The 17178-nt window shown below is 44.1% G+C and carries 15 protein-coding genes and 3 tRNA genes; 4 read left to right on the forward strand and 14 right to left on the reverse strand.

Features of this window, described 5'->3' with window-relative positions:
- Window positions 1–58: 58 nt before the first annotated feature.
- Window positions 59–1036, reverse strand: coding sequence for a cupin domain-containing protein (locus tag LG211_RS10395; RefSeq protein ID WP_269477463.1), 978 nt, complete (start codon window positions 1034–1036; stop codon window positions 59–61).
- Window positions 1037–1178: 142 nt separating this feature from the next.
- On the opposite strand from LG211_RS10395, the gene LG211_RS10400 reads away from it, so the two are divergent.
- On the forward strand, window positions 1179–1994 hold the full coding sequence (locus LG211_RS10400; protein ID WP_269477464.1) for a C39 family peptidase: 816 nt from the start codon (window positions 1179–1181) through the stop codon (window positions 1992–1994).
- Window positions 1995–2003: 9 nt separating this feature from the next.
- Here LG211_RS10400 and LG211_RS10405 read toward each other — a convergent pair whose 3' ends face one another.
- The 5 genes from LG211_RS10405 to LG211_RS10425 form a co-directional block, all read right to left on the reverse strand.
- Window positions 2004–3485 (reverse strand): GntR family transcriptional regulator, encoded by a 1482-nt coding sequence (locus LG211_RS10405; protein WP_269477465.1) that lies wholly within the window; start codon window positions 3483–3485, stop codon window positions 2004–2006.
- Between the two features lie 118 nt (window positions 3486–3603).
- Window positions 3604–4242, reverse strand: a complete 639-nt coding sequence (locus tag LG211_RS10410) for a 6-phosphofructokinase (protein WP_465250796.1) — start codon at window positions 4240–4242, stop codon at window positions 3604–3606.
- Complete coding sequence (locus tag LG211_RS10415) at window positions 4239–5528, reverse strand: aspartate aminotransferase family protein (protein ID WP_148396342.1); 1290 nt, start codon at window positions 5526–5528, stop codon at window positions 4239–4241. The genes LG211_RS10410 and LG211_RS10415 overlap by 4 nt, the downstream gene beginning before the upstream one ends.
- Complete coding sequence (locus LG211_RS10420) at window positions 5529–6506, reverse strand: transketolase family protein (RefSeq protein ID WP_269477466.1); 978 nt, start codon at window positions 6504–6506, stop codon at window positions 5529–5531. It abuts the gene before it with no gap.
- A complete protein-coding gene (locus LG211_RS10425) occupies window positions 6499–7362 on the reverse strand; it encodes a transketolase (protein WP_253019957.1) in 864 nt (287 codons plus the stop codon). Before LG211_RS10425 ends, LG211_RS10420 begins: the two co-directional genes overlap by 8 nt.
- Window positions 7363–7652: 290 nt before the next feature.
- Here LG211_RS10425 and LG211_RS10430 point away from each other — a divergent pair, with 290 nt between their 5' ends.
- From LG211_RS10430 to LG211_RS10440, 3 genes are all read left to right on the forward strand, one after another.
- Window positions 7653–8747, forward strand: coding sequence for a TRAP transporter substrate-binding protein (locus tag LG211_RS10430; RefSeq protein ID WP_148396339.1), 1095 nt, complete (start codon window positions 7653–7655; stop codon window positions 8745–8747).
- Window positions 8748–8833: 86 nt separating this feature from the next.
- A complete protein-coding gene (locus tag LG211_RS10435) occupies window positions 8834–9346 on the forward strand; it encodes a TRAP transporter small permease (RefSeq protein WP_148396338.1) in 513 nt (170 codons plus the stop codon).
- A complete protein-coding gene (locus LG211_RS10440) occupies window positions 9343–10614 on the forward strand; it encodes a TRAP transporter large permease (protein ID WP_269477467.1) in 1272 nt (423 codons plus the stop codon). Before LG211_RS10435 ends, LG211_RS10440 begins: the two co-directional genes overlap by 4 nt.
- Before the next feature lie 71 nt (window positions 10615–10685).
- On the opposite strand, the gene LG211_RS10445 is transcribed toward LG211_RS10440, so the two are convergent.
- The 8 genes from LG211_RS10445 to LG211_RS10480 form a co-directional block, all read right to left on the reverse strand.
- Entirely contained in the window at window positions 10686–11576 is an 891-nt protein-coding gene (locus tag LG211_RS10445) for a helix-turn-helix domain-containing protein (protein ID WP_269477468.1), read from the reverse strand.
- Between the two features lie 407 nt (window positions 11577–11983).
- Window positions 11984–12059: transfer RNA gene (locus LG211_RS10450), tRNA-Met, on the reverse strand.
- A gap of 20 nt (window positions 12060–12079) precedes the next feature.
- Window positions 12080–12168: transfer RNA gene (locus LG211_RS10455), tRNA-Leu, on the reverse strand.
- 200 nt (window positions 12169–12368) lie between these two features.
- Window positions 12369–12443: transfer RNA gene (locus tag LG211_RS10460), tRNA-Asn, on the reverse strand.
- A 294-nt stretch (window positions 12444–12737) separates the two neighbouring features.
- A complete protein-coding gene (locus tag LG211_RS10465) occupies window positions 12738–13538 on the reverse strand; it encodes a DUF2238 domain-containing protein (protein ID WP_269477469.1) in 801 nt (266 codons plus the stop codon).
- 16 nt (window positions 13539–13554) lie between these two features.
- A complete protein-coding gene (locus LG211_RS10470) occupies window positions 13555–14784 on the reverse strand; it encodes a tetratricopeptide repeat protein (RefSeq protein WP_269477470.1) in 1230 nt (409 codons plus the stop codon).
- 9 nt (window positions 14785–14793) lie between these two features.
- The gene (locus tag LG211_RS10475; protein WP_269477471.1) at window positions 14794–16290 is read right to left on the reverse strand and encodes a B12-binding domain-containing radical SAM protein; all 1497 of its coding nucleotides are present in this window, start codon (window positions 16288–16290) and stop codon (window positions 14794–14796) included.
- 13 nt (window positions 16291–16303) lie between these two features.
- Entirely contained in the window at window positions 16304–17176 is an 873-nt protein-coding gene (locus LG211_RS10480) for a radical SAM protein (RefSeq protein ID WP_148396333.1), read from the reverse strand.
- Window positions 17177–17178: the final 2 nt, after the last annotated feature.

Consider the following 17178-nt stretch of genomic DNA (forward strand, 5'->3'; position numbering starts at 1 on the left):
CTCATGTTCTCAATATGAGTCGTCGTAAATGCGCATCTTTGCGTAAAATCGAAATTTGTTAAAAATTTTCCGTAACGCGTCTATTGCTGAAGTAGTCAATTCGTCTCAGTACAGCCTCATTTCTTGATCTTTTCCATCGGTATTTCTTATAATATTCCAGTGCTTCGATCACATATTCCTCTCTTTGCCACGAAGGCAAGTTTTCCGGGAAAAGCTTCTGCATCCGATCCTCCTGAAAAAGCGCGTTCTTTCCTTGGTCCATTTCTTTTACGTCCGGTTGATTTACTTTCATGTTTTGGGCAAGGGAATCTGCTTTTCGGGAATTAAGGGAAGGGATCCTGCTCATCAAAATCCTCATTGCCTGATCTTCTTGCACCTTCAATAGATGTGAAACATAATAAGGGCTCAGATACACATGCTCCGCTGCTTCCTGCAGACTGATTTTGTTTTCATAATTTTGCCCGATATATTTGATTATCTGGTAGGCCCTCTTGATATCGAGTTCTTTTGCAGTTTCCTGGGATACTTTAAAGCAGTGGTTTTCGATGTAAAAGCCCTGGAATTCTTTCACCAGTGTATGGACCAACCGTTCCAGCATTTCCATTATATATGAGCGGTTCTTTTTTTCCTTTGCCGTTTCCAACATAATGCAGCCAAGAACATGTTTTAATAGCTCCACCTTGTTTTTTAGGCCGTATTCTGCGTCTTGAAAAGCTTCTGAACATTCTTCGCATGTAAAGACCATGATTTCAATATCCGGGTATAGATGCGAAAAGCAGGCCGCGTCCAAATGCATTACAACGGTCAGAATATCTTCTGTTGCGTTGTAGAATTGATGGAGATCCCGCATATCGATCAAAATTAAATCACCCTCGCTTAATTTATACTGACTATGGCGGACCTTCAAGCTTGTCGTTCCCCGAAGTACAAGAACAAGCTCCAGTTCTTTGTGGTAATGATATGGTTCTTCCAATACGGATTGAAATTCGATGGAAGCAGGCAATTCTTCCAGATAATTGATACTTTCTAAGAGCATGTGATCACCCCTACTTGTAAATACAAAAAACTTATTTTTGTATGTTTGCGCAACAGGAATATTTTTCTGAGCAAAATCTTTCTTTTTTGTTGTGTATATTCATTATACAATATAACAAAACAAATTGATAAGGAGGTTACTTATGAAATCGAAAAAAGTTTTATTCGTTGTGTTGGCCTTGGTAATGGCATCCTTTATGTTAGCCTGTTCTGACAAAAGCACGGATTCTCAAAAATCGGCAGGTGCGGCGGATACGCCTTATGAAAAGCATCTGCTCCCAACGCCTGCGGAATATGGTGAGCTTGAAGGCGGAGGAGCTTCTTATGAATCGGTGGGTGACCATTTTGATACTCCATATTTTAAGATACTGGATGTCTATAACATGAAGTCAACCGATACTCTGACGATCCTTTCGAATTTTGCACCATATGAGGAAACAACTGAATACAGCTGCGGTGCTGCATCTGTATTTATGACGATGAATTGGCATGGGAATACGGATTATGATGAACGAACCATCGCTAAAATGGCCGGTACGACCGAAAAGGGCGTTGGAATTGACGGGCTTGAAAAGTTCTTTAAGAAAATCGGATGGAACTATGAGAGAAGTGTAAATGGAGAATACACCTTTGACTATGACGCTGACTGGGATAAAGCTACCGCTGATTTTACTGACTGGGTAACAGGCCATCTGAAACAGCAGCGCCCTATCATCGTCCAATGGTTCGATTATGGCGGACACTACATGAATATTATCGGCTATGACACAATGGGCACTGATGATTTTAGTGATGATGTTCTCATTTTCGGCGATTCTTATGATACGACAGACCATTATCAGGATGGATATTATATTATGGGAGTCGAACGATTCCTCTGCGATTGGTTCCAGCCCGCAAGACACGCTACTTCCGCGAATCTGGATCCACAGCCATGGATTATTGCATGGCCCAAGTAATAACTTCTATTACTTCCAAAGCATCGTCCCATCGTACACTTTCATGGCAGCCTCCCAGTAGCCCTGCCGCTTGCATGCGGACACCGCCATATGCCGAGTATAATCAAAGACCTCTTTCATCTTTTTCGCATAATGAGCAGGATCACTTTCCATCAAATAATTGGCTGCCTCCATACTCATTTGAAAAAGTTTATAGTCTCCAGGGGTCTTTTTTCGGTCAATCAGCTTTGGAATACTTCTTTCAATACGATAATTGGACTGTACCACTCTGTAAACAGCCTGCAATGTGTCATACTGAATATGCTCTACCAAAAAATCCAGCAGTACACTGGGAGAACTCTGGTACATATATCCGTCTTTCCAGAGTCGATTCAATTCATTCGAGAGCCAGCGGGCATCTTCCTGTAAAACATGAGCCGCCACATGGGCCGCCACGCCCTCAATGGTCATGGAAAGCAGTTCCATACTATCCACAAAACGCCGCACATGACAGGCGATCAATTCCGGATCGATTTGGATCTTTTTCAAATCATCCTGATTAATGGCTATAAATGTTCCTCTGCCCCGTACCGCTGTCACAACACCCAACCTCTGCAAAATCGAGATTGCTTTTGAAATTGTGTCGATGCTGACGCAGTAGTACTTGCTCATTTCCTGATACGGCGGCAAACGGTCACCCAACCGATATCGCCCCATAGCAATCAGTCCGATAATATCCAGATACACGCTGGAATATCGTTCCTGGGCCTTGCTGATCTGATGTTCCAACTCTTTTGCTTCGATTTGCAGCGAAGATTTGACTTCTAACTGACGCCCGGAAAGCTCCTCTCCATTTTCCGAAGGCAATCCATACAGCACAAACAGCTCGTCGAAGTGAACGCGTTCCGGCTCATCTCCGTCCTTCATTGTTTGCATCAAATTTTCCAGGCCTGTGCGATAGTTTTTTCTCAACTCAAAAGTCCCCGGCAACAGTTCCAGCCCTCCAAAACCTAGATGATCCACAATGCGTACGATCAAATCGTTTTCTGTTCTACAGATAAAAAAGCGCCAAAACCGATTGGAAAGGTTCCAGAATTCAGCCGGCTTTTGCGGATCCATTTTCTCTACAATTGCTTTGGGGATATCCCAGTCTTTTCCCCTACAAAGGCGGAGTCCCCTCTCATTGATCGGATAGCAGAGCAGAATACCTGTTTTTATAATATCATTGATCGACGCGGCATGCGCCATTCTATGAAAACGGGAATCTGCAGGTGCAGGCAGTCCTCCAGTATACGCATAAGAAACCGTAGGCCGCTTTCGCTGCTCTGTTTCAACAAGGCCTTCCTCAATCAACATTTTCAATGCGCGGCGTATCGTTTTTTCCGAGGTCTGAAACTCCTGGCAGAGGTTCGCTCGCGAGGGCAGTTTTGTACCTTTGGTGAGCAAACCGGACATAATTTTATTTTTTAAGATCTGGTAGACCTTTTCATACATTACAACATCATTTTTCATTCAACTACCCGCCTATTGCTACATTATACAACATCTTAACAGGCATTTCACGTATTTTTGGAAAATGAAAAGGTCTTTCCTTTGTTGTTATGAACGCCATAGGTATTCCCCCTTATCCTTACTTTGAAAGAAAATCCGCTAATTCAATCAATTCCAAATTGCATATTGCCGGCATTTCCACCGCATCCTGTAAATCCATGCTTATCACCGTATCTTTCTGTATTCCGATTGCTTGACCACAATTCCTCCCCATAACTTCTACAATCGTTGTTCTGTCGTGTGAACTTGCCGTATCCTGTATTTTGCTGACTGCATCGAGAACTGTTCCCACGGCCGTATCAAAACCGATCGCATAATCCGTATATCCCATATCATTGTCGATTGTACAGGGAATGCATATGACGTTTATACCAAGTTTTTTCAATTCCAAAGCGCCATGAAAGGATCCGTCGCCGCCGCATATAATTAAGGAATCCATTCCATGAAGCCGCAAATTTTTCAAAGCGGCTTGCCTTCCTTCAGCCGTAAGAAACCCTTCACATCTGGCAGTCTTAAGAACCGTACCGCCTCGCTGCATGATATCTTCAACGGATTTGTAACTCATCAACTTCATTTCATCATTAATTAGTCCACTGTATCCGCGCTCAATTCCCATTACCTCCATACCGTATGTCATTGCGCAGTGTACAACCGTATGGATTACAGAATTCATGCCAGGGGCATCTCCGCCACTGGTTAAGATTCCGATTTTTTTCATGTATTGCCCTCCTCTTTCAGCACATATTCCATAGCTTCTAACGTGCTGTCGATATCTTCCTTTTTATGGGCGTAGGAAATTGTAAGTCTCTTTGGCTCTGCAGGGGCCCAATAATGCCCTCTTTCGATCATTGCTTTTCGGAACGCGATTGACTTTTCAGCATCGCCGCGCAAAATGTCTTCATGGTTGTTAAAAGGCCCTTCTGCCCATATCGGCACGGAAATGGAACCATAGCCTATGACAGACACTCCCTGCTCATACTGATCAAAGAGCCACTGCATATTCTTGCGAAAATAGTCGCCCAACTCAAAGATAGAATCAAATACAGGCTCTTTTTCCAAAAAATCAATCGTCGCAATCGCTGCCGCCACACAGGCCGGATGGCCGTTTGTCGTTCCTTGAAAGCTTACATTGCCCTCAGAATTGGTACTGAATGTATTCATGATTTCATCCCGTCCCATAATGAAAGCGATTGGGTATCCGCTTCCAAGGGCTTTTCCCATTGTTGTTAAATCCGGAATCACTCCGCATATACCTTGATATCCGCCAAGTCCAACTCTGAAACCTGTAATGACTTCATCGAAAATAAGTACAATGCCATGCTCATCGCAAAGTCTCCTAAGTCCCTTAAGAAACTCATCCGATAGCTTTACACACCCCAGATTATGGGCGATCGGCTCGACGATCAGCGCCGCGACCTCACCTTTATTACGGTTCATCGTTTGTTCCACATTTTCCAGATCATTCAGCCTGCATACTAACGTAGCGTCAACCGCAGCATCAAACATTCCCGCTGAATTTGGATTGCGTTTATAAAGCATATCAGCCGGGGTATAGCAGTTTCTTAAAACATAATCATGCCACCCATGGAAACACCCTTGAAACTTTATGACCTTTTCACGTCCTGTGAAGGCTCTTGCAGCTCGGATCGCATGATAGGTAGCCTCTGAACCCGAACTGCATGCAAGCGCTTTGTCAGCACATGGGACATGCTTGCAAATACGTTCGGCTAATTCTATTTCAAGTTCTGTAACTCCGACGCCATACTGGTCATGCCTGTCAATTGACTCTATCACCGCATTCTTTACAACAGGACTGTTATATCCAAGAATATATGGTCCCCAGCATCCATTGTAATCGACATATTTTTTTCCGTCCCAATCCCAGAGATATGCGCCGTCGCCTTCTTTCCACATCATAAACGGTTCTATGTTGCGTATGGACGAATTAACCCCGCCCGGCATTACTGCTTTTGCCCGATCGATCATTTCCTGTTTGGTAAACATTTATTTTTCCTTTCTCTTCAGAACATTTAATGCTTTATCTGATATTTCCCTGAACGTAAGCCCAAATCTCTCCATAAGATAATCTTTTTTTCCAACCTCACCAAATATATCATCGACGCCAACGGCTTCAATCGGGCAAGGACAGTTGGCTGATGCGCAATCAGAGACTGCGCTGTACAGACCGTTAACGCTTCTATGATTTTCTGCGACCACAATCGCTCCTGTTTCCTTGGCGCATTTTATGACAGCTTCTTCGTCAAGGGGTTTAATCGTAAACATATCTACCACGCGTGCATTTACTCCGCGACTTTTTAGCACATCAGCCGCTTTCAGCGCTTCCGACACCATCAAGCCGCACGCAATAATTGTCAAATCCTCTCCCTGTTTCAGCAAATTTGCTTTTCCGATCTCCAGGGTAAGGTCATCATGGTAAACACATGGTACCTGTTTACGCATGCTTCTTATATATACATTTCCATAAAGCTCGGCGCATTTTACCAGTATTTGTTTTAACGCCGCCGGATCTGCAGGCTCAACGACAATCATTTCAGGAATACTTCTCATGATCCCCATATCCTCAAACGGCATATGAGTCCCTCCATTTGCTTCTGCACCGATTCCTGCATCCCAGCCTATGATTTTTACATTTAATTTTGCATATCCGCATGATAAAAAGACTTGGTCAAAAACTCTTCTTGTGGCAAAAACGCCGAACGCATTTAAAAACGGAATTTGTTTTTCGGCTGACAATCCGGCTGCAACCCCTACGGCATTTGCTTCCTGTATCCCTATATTCATATATTGCTCAGGATAAGCCTTTTTAAAGGCTCCGGATGCCATCGATCTGCTGCAGTCAACATCCAGTACCATAATGTTTTTGTTGGCCGCCCCAAGTTCAAGCATTGTATCCGAATATGCCTCTCTCATTTCCCTATCACTCATGGCAGAATAGTCCGCCAAGCTAAGCACCTTATTCATAAGCCGCCTCCTTTTTCACGATTCCCGCTTCATATCTGCGATTGATTTCGGCCTCGGCCCGCTCTGCATCTTCCTTTGTAAAACTCATATGGTGGTTTGCTTGCGCTTCTTCCGCAAAGCTGCATCCGATTCCCTTCACCGTATCAAGGATAATCACCCTTGGTCCGCCTTCCTTCATGCTTTCTTGCGTGGCTTGAAGAACTTCATCAACATCATACCCTTTTACTGTTTTGCATTTCAGTCCAAACCCCTCAACCTTTTTCTGAAGATCAAATGGTTCGCATACCTCATCAAGAAAACCATCTAACTGTTTCTTGTTGTTATCTATATATACGGTCATATTATTCAGTTTTTGATGCGCGAGGAACTGAAAAGCTTCCCATACTTGTCCTTCTTGGAGTTCTCCATCACCTAATATGGTATAGACCCTTGATGAACTTTCTTCCTTTCTCAATGCGGCTGCCATTCCGCAGGCTACGGAAATTCCCTGTCCAAGGGAACCCGTGGACATGTCAATACCCGGCGTCCGGATCCTGTCGCAGTGACTTGGCAAATTTGTTCCTCCCTGATTGAGCGTGTCGAGCCATGTCATTGAAAAAAAACCGCTCAATGCGAGGGCTGCATACACCGCTGGGCCGCTATGTCCTTTCGAAACCACTAACCTGTCCCTATCTTCCCAATCAGGTCTATCCGAATCATATTTCATTATTTTTCCATACAATACGGATAAGACATCACAAATTGACATTGCACCGCCTACATGGCCGCCCCCGGCCCCAGCCATGCAATATAAAGCCTTGATCCGTATATCTGCTGCCAATCTGCGAAGCTCTTTATTTTCTGAATTTGCCATCATACCATCACATCCTTTCACTACAACAGAATATTTACAGGTAGATCATATCACGCAAAAATACGAAATTCAAGTCAAAAAATGAAAATATGCACATTTATTAAGTGTGACGCCTCAGCGAGCGCTATTCGAAAATAAATAAAATATGATAAACATTATTCATTATTTGTTTAAAATAGCACAATATTTCCGAAAAAAAGTAATTACTTTATTAAAATCACCAATAGAAATCATGCATCGCGCTTTACACTTATATTAAAATATGCTAATATAGAACAAATACGGAGATCGTGATGAAAGACATTGCGTCTCAAACTCATTTATTTGCTTCAGTAAAAGTAATCATACTTAGGAGGAAGAAAATTATGAAAAAGAAAGTGTTAATGGCTATGATAACCGCGCTGTGTTTGGTAAGCAGCATCTTTGTCTTTACCGGATGCGGTGAGGATTCTTCAGAAAAAACTGCTTCCGGAGACACGATCACAATTAGACTTGCTTCAGATGAAACGAAGGACGTGCCAATCTCAAAAGCTACGGAAATTTTCGAGAAAGAAGTTGAGGAAAATTCAGGCGGGACAATGCAGGTTGAATATTACAGCGATTCGGCTATGGGCGACGAAAAGGAAATCGCTGAATCCATAAACATGGGTAACCTTGAAATGGGAACAATATCAGCGGCGTATATGGCAGCATATGACCCGAACTGGTATTCGATCGACTTACCGTATGTATTCGAAGATAGAGAAACTATGTATAGTATGGTTGATGGTGAATACGGTAAACTTCTCAGCGATGGCCTTTCTGAAAAATCAAAGATAAAATGCCTCGATTTCGCAGATGGCTCCTTTAATATTGTTCTCAATGTTAAAAAACCTATAACGAAGGTATCTGATATGGCCGGCCTCAAAATCAGGACCATGGATAGTCAGATGAATACGACGATTTATAATGCCTGGGGATCAACGGCCACCCCGATGGGAATGAGCGAAGTGTACACTGCGCTTCAGCAAGGTACAATTGACGGCGTTGATACATCTCCGCTTGCCATGGTAAGCAATAAATTTCAGGAATTAGGCAAATATTATACCATCAGCAACCATAAGGCCATGGTTCTTGTTAGTGTAATCAATGAAGATTTCTTTCATTCGTTGACTGAGGAACAGCAGCAGATCATCCTTGATGCCAGCCAGAAGGCATACAAGCAAGAAGAAAGAAATCTGATTCAAGATGCGGAAAAAGAATCGTTTGGCGTGCTCGATCAAGCAGGCGTTAAAAAAACAGAGCTTTCCAAGTCGGATGTTAAGACGTTCAAGGACGCCAGTAAGAGTGTATATGATGCGTACAGCGATAAAGTAGATAAAAAGCTTTATGAATTGTTAGGACTCTAAACGGCATATCGCAAAGCCAGTGTCAAATATTCATGTCAAGCATAGATGAGACGCTGGCTTTTCTAATATTTTAGAAGGAGGGCTGCATGAACACATTAAGGAAATACATAAATATCTATAACAACATTGAAAAATGGTTTCTGATCATAATGATGGCATTGATGGTTGTTATCATTTTTGCGCAAGTAGTAACGAGATATGTATTTGGGAATTCGTTGTTTTGGTCGGAAGAAATCGGTAAGTTTATTTTTGTGTGGATTTCATGGATTGGTGTTAGTGCAGGAATGGTGAATCATGAGCATATTCAGATTACAATTGTCTTGGATATTCTGAAAAAGAAAGGGTTTATACATGCACAAAAATTTATGGAACTTGTCGGAAATATCGCGTGGATGGTTACAAGCTTCATCATATTGGTCTATGGGATGGAACTGATCACCACACAGATGAATTCGGCCGTTGTCGCTGCGGCGACCGGTATTCCCATGTGGATCGTTTACCTTTGTCTGCCTATTAGCTCTGTGCTTGTATGCGCCAGATTAATAGGCGTCATTTATATGAATATCCATGATATGGTGAAAGGAGGAGAAACAGCATGACTGGCATGATGGTGATGTTTGGCGTGATGATGGTAATGATCTTTATCGGAATGCCAATTGGATACGCAATCGGTTTTTCTTCAATTATCACATTTGTTTTCTTCTCAGATATATCGGTTTCCATTGTTCCGCAAAACGCCTTTACCGGATTAAACTCATTTGTATTACTCGCAGTGCCGTTTTTTATATTTGCCGGAGTCATCATGAGCGAGGGGGGCATCGCAAAACGTCTTGTTGATATTGCAGATGCCATTGTGGGATTTGTAACAGGCGGCTTAGGGATTGTTGCAATACTGACCAGCACTTTTTTTGGAGCCATTACTGGATCAGGAAACGCTACGACATCAGCCGTAGGTTCGCTTTTAATTCCTGCGATGGAAGAAAAGAAATATAATCGGGTATTCAGCAGTACGCTTTTAGCAGCAGCAGGTTCGATCGGAATCATCATTCCTCCCAGCATCCCCTTTGTCATATACGGGGTTGTAACCAGCACTAGTATTGGGGATTTGCTTATTGCCGGAATCATTCCGGGATTGTTGATGGCATTAGCGCTGATGATTACCTGTTTTATTGTTTCGAAAAAAAATCACTATGGAGGAAGCGATACAAGGCCGTCTATTAAAAATATAGCAATCTCTTTAAAAAATGGTATTTGGGCGCTGCTCGCACCGGTTATCATATTGGGCGGAATCTATACCGGCGTGTTCACACCTACGGAATCAGCGGTAGTTGCTGTTGTTTATTCGATTATAATAGGCGCGTTTGTCTATAAGCAGCTTACGCTGAAGAAACTGGCGGATGCGCTGTATAAAACCGCAATTCTCAATGGTGTAACGAGTTTTATCATGGGCTTTTCGGGAGCAATGTGCAAGTTTATAACAGTTGAACGCATTCCCGATGTAATCGTAGATGCTATTACCGGTATTACTACAAATAAAATCGTCATCCTGCTTATGATTAATGTCATATTATTGCTCGTTGGTATGGTAATCGACATTATACCGGCAATCATCATTATAGCTCCTATATTTTTGCCGTTAGTGGTTCAGCTGGGGGTTGATCCTGTACAGTTCGGCGTTATTATGGCGATGAATCTTGGCATTGGCTTTGTTACACCGCCGTATGGTACAACCTTATTCGTTGCCTCCGCAATTTCAGGCGTAAAGGTGGATCGTATGTTTAAAACCGCATTTTTATTTGTCGGAGTGTTATGCATAGCACTGCTTCTGACAACATATATTCCGGCTGTAACACAGGTGCTTTTGTAAAAGTGAACAGTATTTTTAAGTGACTTTAAAGGGTGAAATCCCATTTCAGAGGATTCACCCTTTTTTAATGCTCATTCATTCGTTTGATTAAGCGTTTTTAGTGCTTCCGGAACCGTCAAAAGTTGTTTGTTTAATGTAGAATCAACCGAATCATTGTCGTCGTTTATATCGAACGGGTGCAGCTTACTAAATACGGTAGGGGGAAGTCCAACAAATTTTTTAAAGGTTCTGTTGAAATGATTTGGGTTTGTAAAGCCTACACGGTAACAGATTCGGTTCATGTCTATATCGCTATAGACAATATACTCGCAAGCTTTTCGAATGCGAACATAATTCAAGTAGTCAATTATGGTGATATCTGTGTCCTTCTTAAACAGTGAGCAAAGATAATTCCGGTTGTATCCCACATGGTCCGCCACATCGTCCAGATAGATGCGTTTCATATATTGCTGCTCGATAAAATCGATAGCTTTAATTGTAATTTTGTGAAAGCCTGCAGTATCTATAAGCTCTGAATTGGGAGCCTCTTCCACGTCATTTTTATTCGCAATGTGGACGAGCAGCGAGCATAAGAAGGCGTCAGTATTTCTTATATAGTAGCTGTCTTTCGATCTTCCATTGGCCACAATGCTGGGTATGATACTGCGAAAAAATTCATCTCCCACAAACTGCGGCGTTTCTAAATTCAAATGTTTCACAATATCCTCATCATGAATCAAAAACTTGATTTCATACGATATCAGCGTATTATCTTTTACCTTCTCCAGTTCATGGGGAACTCCGGGAGGTATGATATAGCACAAATCAGGCTTAGCATCGAAAACTTGTTCATGAATGATAAACGAACCATTGCCTTCCACAATATAAAACAAGTGGTAATAGTCATGCGAGTGTTTTTTTATTCCCCACCCGATCGGAAACTCAGCTTTCTCTGTCCAAAGGACCTTAGTTCTATTTTTCATTCTTACCCCTCTCAAAAAAAATACAATACATACAAATGATTGCAGTATTTATGTGTATTATACAATAAGAAATGAATATTTGCAAATCAAAGCGGAGTAACATTTGAGAGTCGAAACACTAAAAGTAGTTAGTTTTCAACGCATATCCGCTAAGTGCGTCATCTTGTCACGAAAGGCATTTTCTTATTATATGTTTATCGATGCATAGGAATATCCTGAATTGTCAAGCCGTCACTCAGCTTCAGTGCCTTTTATGCGCATCCTAGCCCAATTTGCACGGCAAATTGCAGCAGGTGCCATACAGAAAGCACAGGATTTCACATCCGTGGTGCTTTTTCAGTGGTTCGAATCCTCTCATTCATATGCATTAAAAAATCGCACTCTTGCAAGTGCGATTATTGAATGCTTGGTTGCGGGGACAGGATTCGAACCTGCGGCCTCCGGGTTATGAGCCCGACGAGCTACCAACTGCTCCACCCCGCGATATCAGATATGAAATTAATTGGTGCCGAAGACCGGGGTCGAACCGGTACGATCGGTAAGGATCACGGGATTTTAAGTCCCGCGTGTCTGCCAATTCCACCACTTCGGCAAGCCTTTCATTTGGCTTCCACCCTGCCGGGTTCTCGCCGTCTTTCGGAACTTCCAAAATTGGCTCCAAGGGTGGGGCTCACGCTTGCTTCGCAAGCTGAATACGCTTCACCGTGCTTACGCACTGTTCCGCGAAGAAATCTTCACTGAAGATTTCTACCCTCTCGGGTTCTCGCCCTTCTTTATCGGAACTTCCAAAATTGGCTCCAAGGGTGGGGCTCGAACCCACAGCCTACCGGTTAACAGCCGGTTGCTCCACCATTGAGCTACCTTGGAACATCTTTCCGCTCGTTCCAGCGACAGATATTATTATACAACAGTAAATAGGTTTGTGTCAACACATTTTTTAAATGAATTTACCTTTTTGTATAATTTCCTCGATCGCCGAAAACTGCCGACCTTACTAGGTTATCCACTTCGCTTGCTAGTATTCATAAAACGTTAAGAGAATGTAATTTTTTATATCCAAAATACTGGCTCAGGGCCAGAAATAACATCATATTTGCTGCATATCAACAAAGCCTGCTTTATTATAAAACCGGCGGATATATCGCCTTCCGAGCCGCAGAATTATCCGCGCATTTTACGCGGACTTTGACTGGATGGGCGATTCTTTTTGTCTAGCCTCAAAATGGGGATAAATCTGGCGGCAAATCCCTTGCCTCGATTCTTTATATAGATGAGTCCAAAAATCGAGAAAGTAACTGCACCCACGAAATTTACAAATAAGTCACTCATGGTATCATAAAGACCAATGTCCAGATATTTGTCCCAGGTTTGTCCATTGACCGTTACGCTTTCCACATCCACTTGAACAGGTACATTGGCGCCGTCAGGATTGAGCGCCACGGAATTAAAGGCTGTGATCCAGGTATCCTTTTGCATATCCTTGCCAAAGAACAAATCCATATTATATTCGAAAAACTCCCACAATACACCGATGGTCATGGAAAAGCAGAATGCCACCAAGGCCACAAATGCCGGGGAAAGGTTCATAGATACCCGCTCATGTCTGTTGAGTATATCGACCATGGCAAAGCCGATCGCTGCAGACAGAAAACCGTTCATAGTATGGAGCATATCATCCCAGTAATCGAAAATTACATAATACTCATGTACTTCTCCCAGAATTTCTGCGGCAAAGATAAAGCAGATAATGATAATTTCAAGGGTATTGGGCAGAACAATATGCAGCTTGCTTGAAAGAAATGACGGCAACAGCAGCAGAATCAGCGTCAGCGCACAGGTAAACACATTGTCCCAATTATGGTTGAAAATCTGCGCGATCATCACCGCGATCACCAGTATCCGGACGACAATATAAACAATAACTTTTCCCTTGCCGGCTGCCTTTGTCTCTTGATCGCTCACTTCCCGTTTCTCCTCTCTACTTTTCCTTGCGGTCCAATCGCTTAATCTTTTTCTTCCCGGAATCCTTTGCTCTCGGCAGCTCTTTTATTTCTTCAATGAACTCCGGCTTTTGATCCTTAGGCTCCTGCTCCTGCAGCTCTTTATCTTCCTTGGCGATTTCCTCTTTAAAGGCTTTTTGATCTTCTTGAATCGTTTTCTGTACCAGCTCAATCTTCTTTTCATATTTACGCCGGTTTTCACGGTCGCCCGACTCGGTGTAAATATCCACAAGCTCCTGCATGGTTTCGATATGGCTGGCATTCAGGGTCAAAACCTTTTTAAAGCTGGCGATGGCCTGACTCTTTTTCCCGGTCATTTCATAGGCAACGCCCAGATAATAATGAAGCGGCCACCAGGTATTGAATTGGCTGTTTAAGAACGGCTCCAACTTTTCTCTGCCCTCTTCATAGCGGCCTGCCAAAACATCGTTATAGCCGCTTTCAATCTGAATAGGACCCTGCAGCTGCTGCCTGCGTTTGCGAATTTCCTTTTTATCGGGACCGTTTCTGCTGAAGCGGAGGAATTCCGCCCAAGTCAAGTCCGCTTTTATGTAGAGGCCCATGTTGAGGTAAGCATACCCCAAATAATAATAGGCCTGTGCGAAACGCGGATGGGTCTCGGTGGTAAGCTCAAAGAAATCCAGTGCTTCCGCTTTAAAACGTCCCACATATTCTTCATTGCGGCTGTCCTGGTACATGGCTCTGCACGCCCGCGCATAACTGTACATCGCATGGAGATAATCCGGCTTCATACACAAAGCGGCCCGGAAATGGATGCAGGCATCATCCATCGCACCCCGCTCTGCGGCGTCGCGGCCTTCCTTCATCATGCCCTCGTACAGCTTATAATTATAAATCCGGCTGAGGATTGCCACATAATCCTTGGTATGCTTGAAATGGGGATCGCAGCCCATGACCCAGGCCATATTTTCCGCAATGACCAGCATGGGCAGACCCTCTCCGCCGTCAAAAGCTTTCAAATCCTTTTTCCGCAGCGGGATCGGCACACCCTTCAGCAGATCGCCGGCCTTGGATTCCTCAATAAATTTGGGAGAAAATTCGTCGAACACAAACTTGCTCAGGTACTTTTTAAAATAACGGCCGATCCGGTCCTCCCTCAGCTGTATATCCGATTCAGAAGGATCTCTGACTACGGTCCTTGTAATGCCCATGGTCTGGGCCAGCGTTTTTTTCTTTTGTTCTGCCATATGTTCCACCTACAGGATTGTCCATCCCTTTCTAAAAAATTTTTTAACTGCATCAAAGTTCATGGTTTGCTTTAAATCCCGTTCCAGCAGCGGAAGAAACTGCTCTCCCCGCCCCATCGAGCCGAAGAACTGGAAAAGAATTCGGTAGAGGTCTTCCTTTTTGTGCGATCGGTGTTGAAACCCCTCTGCATAATAGTAACCCGCGAGAGCTTCATAAAAATCAAAGGGCGTTTCGGCGGTCGCTGAAACAGCCTCAGATAACGTATGTGCAAAGCCGCCCCGGTTATAGTAAAGATCCAAAACCGTCTCAATTTGTTTCAGCCGGCACACTTCCTCCGCTGTAAGAAATTGATTGGAAATGATCTGATAAGGCGCTTTACTCATATAGACATAGCCGTATTTTTTCTCATCCGCCCGAATGGAGGTTCCCTTTAAGAGCTTTAAAAATCCAAGCTGAAGGTTGTCTGCGCCCAGTGCGTAAACATCATTGAAGGATTTTCGGAAAATCCGGTAGTCCTCATAGGGAAGTCCCGCGATCAGATCCACATGAATATGGCTGTTTCCCAGCAAGACCAGCCTGCCTACGCTTGCCAGAACTGCGGCCGTATCGCTGGTTCTTCTGACTGCTGAAAGGGTATCCCCATTGGTGGACTGGATCCCAATCTCAAATTGAAACAATCCTTCTCTGGCCTGGCCCAACACTAGAAAAAGCTCATCATCCAGCAGATCGGCACAAATTTCAAAATGAAAATTGGTCACACCGTTGTCCTGATCCATGAGAAATTGAAAGATCTCCAAAGTCCGGGCCTTATCCCAATTGAAGGTTCTGTCCAAAAACTTGACCTGCTTTACATTCTGGTCGAGAAAACAGCGCAAGTCGGCTTTGACCCGCTCCACAGGCAGGCTGCGGATACGCTTGTCCAGCGAGGATATGCAGTAGCTGCACCCAAAGGGGCAGCCCCGCGACGATTCATAGTAAATCACCCGGTCCGTCTCGCAGGGAAACGTCTCATACGGGAACGGAATCTGCAGAAGGTTCACCGGCTCTGCCACGGGATTGGCATAAATCCGACCATGGCTCCGATACACCAGACCGGCAGCCTGCTCAAAAGGAATATCCCCTGCCAGCGCCCGGCACCACTGGGGAAAGCTATTCTCTCCTTCACCGGCGAGAACAAAGTCCACCAACGGGTTATCCCGCAAAACCTGCTCCCCATCGTAGCTGACCTCCGGGCCGCCCAAAAGGATTTGGATTTGAGGGCGGGCCTTCTTCAGATCCGCCGCCAGCTCCAATATTTTTTCAATATTCCAGATATAGCAGGAAAAACAGACTGCATCGTAATCCGCCGTCACCAGCTCGGTAAACACATAATCTCTGCTGTTGTTGATGGTATATTCCTTTATGTCCAGACCATCGCAGACGTGTTTTCCCGCCAGGTACAGATATTTTAAGGCCAGATTGGAATGCACATATTTTGAATTCAGTGTGGTCAACAGTACCTTCATGCAATTCCCTTCACTACAACATTCTGAAACGCTCATCCTTGAGCATATTGTGATCCTTCATCGCCCGTCTCAAAAGGCCAATCATCTTTTCTTTATCCTGCGGCAGATCTCCCCGCAGGGACACATAGTTGGATGCATGGTTGCTCCTGAACACGCACCGTCTCTTAACATCGATGTTTTTCAGCATCAGCAGCGTTTCCGCCACCACTTCTTCAGCGGTCAGCACTTGGAACTTGCCGGAACGGATATCTTTTTCCAAAGGAACGCCCGGTTCTACCATGAGGGTCAGAAGCCCCACATAGGAAGGTTCCATCTGGCTGATCATGGTCCCGGTCTGCACCGCATGATCCTCCCAGCCGTCTCTGCCGCCCATGCCGGAAATAAAGGTCACAGACGCCTTAATGCCCGAATCCTCGATCTTCCTCACTGCTTCAATGATCTCTGCCCGCGTCGCTCCCTTGCAGATATCTTTCAGCACCTGGTCGCTGCCGGACTCGGCGCCGATATAAATGATCTTAACACCATTTTCATAAAGCTCCCGCAGTTCCTCCGGCGTTTTATGAAGTACATCCTTGGGCGATCCGTATACGTTTACCCGTTCACATTCCGGAAACAGCTTCTGGATGTGGTTCAGAATGCGCAGCAGCTTGGCATTGCTCAGCGCAAGAGCATCGCCGTCGGCGAGAAAAATTCGTTCTACCCGCCGATACCGCTGGCGGGCCATATCCAAATCTTCCAACACTTCCTCCGGATTTCTCACACGGAATGTTTTATCCTTGTACATACTGCAAAAAGTACACTTATTATGGGAACAGCCGATGGTCACCTGGACGATCAGGCTGTACGCTTCACTTGGCGGTCTGAATATATTTCCTTCATATCTCATGA

This window comes from Hominibacterium faecale (assembly GCF_020734085.1).
Classification (GTDB): domain Bacteria; phylum Bacillota; class Clostridia; order Peptostreptococcales; family Anaerovoracaceae; genus Hominibacterium; species Hominibacterium faecale.

Bases quoted from the DNA above. Each gene is read 5' to 3' on its own strand.
- LG211_RS10395 (WP_269477463.1), bottom strand. From the start codon at position 1,036: ATGCTCTTAGAAAGTATCAATTATCTGGAAGAATTGCCTGCTTCCATC.
- LG211_RS10400 (WP_269477464.1), top strand. From the start codon at position 1,179: ATGAAATCGAAAAAAGTTTTATTCGTTGTGTTGGCCTTGGTAATGGCA.
- LG211_RS10405 (WP_269477465.1), bottom strand. From the start codon at position 3,485: ATGAAAAATGATGTTGTAATGTATGAAAAGGTCTACCAGATCTTAAAA.
- LG211_RS10410 (WP_465250796.1), bottom strand. From the start codon at position 4,242: ATGAAAAAAATCGGAATCTTAACCAGTGGCGGAGATGCCCCTGGCATG.
- LG211_RS10415 (WP_148396342.1), bottom strand. From the start codon at position 5,528: ATGTTTACCAAACAGGAAATGATCGATCGGGCAAAAGCAGTAATGCCG.
- LG211_RS10420 (WP_269477466.1), bottom strand. From the start codon at position 6,506: ATGAATAAGGTGCTTAGCTTGGCGGACTATTCTGCCATGAGTGATAGG.
- LG211_RS10425 (WP_253019957.1), bottom strand. From the start codon at position 7,362: ATGATGGCAAATTCAGAAAATAAAGAGCTTCGCAGATTGGCAGCAGAT.
- LG211_RS10430 (WP_148396339.1), top strand. From the start codon at position 7,653: ATGAAAGACATTGCGTCTCAAACTCATTTATTTGCTTCAGTAAAAGTA.
- LG211_RS10435 (WP_148396338.1), top strand. From the start codon at position 8,834: ATGAACACATTAAGGAAATACATAAATATCTATAACAACATTGAAAAA.
- LG211_RS10440 (WP_269477467.1), top strand. From the start codon at position 9,343: ATGACTGGCATGATGGTGATGTTTGGCGTGATGATGGTAATGATCTTT.
- LG211_RS10445 (WP_269477468.1), bottom strand. From the start codon at position 11,576: ATGAAAAATAGAACTAAGGTCCTTTGGACAGAGAAAGCTGAGTTTCCG.
- LG211_RS10470 (WP_269477470.1), bottom strand. From the start codon at position 14,784: ATGGCAGAACAAAAGAAAAAAACGCTGGCCCAGACCATGGGCATTACA.
- LG211_RS10475 (WP_269477471.1), bottom strand. From the start codon at position 16,290: ATGAAGGTACTGTTGACCACACTGAATTCAAAATATGTGCATTCCAAT.
- LG211_RS10480 (WP_148396333.1), bottom strand. From the start codon at position 17,176: ATGAGATATGAAGGAAATATATTCAGACCGCCAAGTGAAGCGTACAGC.